This window comes from Intrasporangium sp. (assembly GCF_051961875.1).
Classification (GTDB): Bacteria; Actinomycetota; Actinomycetes; order Actinomycetales; family Dermatophilaceae; genus Intrasporangium_A.
The window spans coordinates 1-2,102 of record NZ_JBQCCV010000118.1 but is presented as its reverse complement, the minus strand read 5'-3'; the positions used below and the strand labels follow the sequence as shown (position 1 = coordinate 2,102).

The 2,102-nt window shown below is 74.3% G+C and carries 2 protein-coding genes; both read left to right on the top strand.

The features are described from left to right. On the top strand, window positions 1-555 hold a 555-nt coding region (locus ACTHJJ_RS06800; RefSeq protein WP_440302181.1), incomplete at its 5' end, for a response regulator transcription factor. A 32-nt stretch (window positions 556-587) separates the two neighbouring features. Beyond that, window positions 588-2,102: AAA family ATPase (locus ACTHJJ_RS06795; RefSeq protein ID WP_440302180.1), on the top strand; the 1,515-nt coding region annotated here is incomplete at its 3' end.

Sequence of the window (2,102 nt, the reverse complement as noted above, 5' to 3'; positions counted from 1 at the left end):
GCCGAGCGAACCCTGATGCGGGCGTGGTTCGAGTCGACCGCAGGCTTCGCGCAGGCCGCCGACGCCGCCCTCGCGCCACTGCGGGATCCCTCGGCCGATCCAGCCTGGTACGGCACCGCGGTCGAGGCCTGGTTGGTGACGTCCCGGATCGCTCTGGAGGACGGCGACCGGCCCGCGGCTCGGCACGCCTTGCGCTGCGCGCTCGATCGCGCGATGCCGTTGGACCTGGTCCGACCGTTCGGCTTGGCCGCCGCGGGGGTGCGCGCGCTGCTCGTCGACGAGCTCGTGGGCGGCGACGAACGGAGCCGCTTCGCCGCCCGTGCGCTCCGCGCCGGACAGACCGCCGGACGGTCCACGAGCGCGGTGCTCACCGCGCGGGAACGGGACGTGCTGTCCTTGTTGCCGTCGTTGCTGAACCTCGACGAGATCGCGGACGACCTCTCGGTCTCGATCAACACCGTCAAGAGCCACGTCCGGTCCATCTACGACAAGCTCGGAGCCGGAACGCGGCGCACGGCGGTACTCGCCGCGCACGAGCAGGGCATACTGCGGTGAAGCACCCCTGACCGGGCCGGAGGTAACGGCCGATGCGCGTTCCCGCGAGCAAGATTGCGGTGCCGGAGCTCCCGGCGGGCTTCGTCCGCCGCACCGCGCTGCTCGACCGCCTCGACCAGGCCGACGCCGGGCAGCTCGTCGTCCTCGTCGCGCCCCCGGGGTTCGGCAAGACCACGCTCCTGTCGTCCTGGGTGCGCAGGCCCGGCGGGCCGCCCACGGCCTGGATCTCGCTCGACTCCTTGGACGACGCCGCCCGCTTCCGTGCCACCCTGCTCGCCGCACTCCTCGCACTCCCGGACCTGCCGTCGGACAGCCCGCTGCGACAGGTCGGCCGGGGGAGGTCGGGCGGTGCGGGCCTCGACGTGATCGACGAGCTCGTCGAGGCGCTCGACGCCGCGGCGCCCGCGGTTCGGGTCGTGCTCGACGACCTCCAGGAGATGCGGGCACCGGAGGCGTGGCGCGACCTCGCGCGTCTGGTCCGCCGCAGGCACGCGGGCCTTCGACTCGTCCTGGCCAGCCGCATGGACCCGCCGCTGCCCCTGCCGCGGCTCCGGCTCGAGGGTCGGTTGCACGAGCTGCGGGCCCAGGACCTGCGCTTCACGCCGGAGGACACCGCGGCGCTCCTCGAAGCCGCCGGCCTGCGCGTGACGCGGGAGCAGACCGCGGTGCTCCAGGCCCGGACCGAGGGGTGGGTGGCAGGCCTGCGGTTCGCGGCGCTCGCGCTCCGCTCCAGCGCGGACGCCGAGAGCTTCATCGCGCAGTTCTCGGGCAGCGAGCAGTCGGTCGCCGACTACCTCACCGGGGAGGTGAAGGCCAGGCTGCCCGCGGAGTCCCACCGGTTCCTCCGCATCGCTGCCCTCTGCTCCGAGCTGCCGACCGGGCTCGCCGTGGAGCTGTTCGGCCGCGAGGACGCTGGGCAGGTGCTCGACGACCTGGCCCACGACACGGCGCTCGTGCAGCGGACCGACCTCGAGACCTACCGCATCCACACGCTGCTGCGGACGTACCTCGTCACCGAGCTGGAGCGCCGCTTCCCCGACGAGTACCGCAGGTCGAACGCCATCGCCGCCCGGTGGTGGCTCGCCGCCGACGAGCCCCTGCACGCCCTCCGGCACGCGGAACAGACGGGTGAACCCGAGGTCCTGCGGTCGATGCTGCGCTCGTGCGGGGTGCGCCTGATCGCGTCGGGCCAGTTCGCCGCGCTGCGCCGGGCGCTCGACGCCGCGGTGCCGCGGGATGGGGAGGCCGACCCCTGGGTCACCCTCCTCACCGCGCTGGTGTTCCACCTGGGCCCGTCCGCGCCGGACGACGTGGCGACGCTCCACCGTGCTCGCCGGGTGTGGTCGGCAGATGCCCCGCCCGACCTCCGCGCCCTCCGCGCGAGCGCCGAGCTGCTCCTGACGGACGACCGCCCGGCAGATGTGGATGAGGGTGTCGGGCCCGACGTTCCCGCAGAGCTCCGTGCGCTGCTGACGCTCAGCCTCGCCGGTGCGGCCATCAGGCGTGGCGGCGCGGAACAGGACGAACTCGGCGCGCGCCTGGCGGAC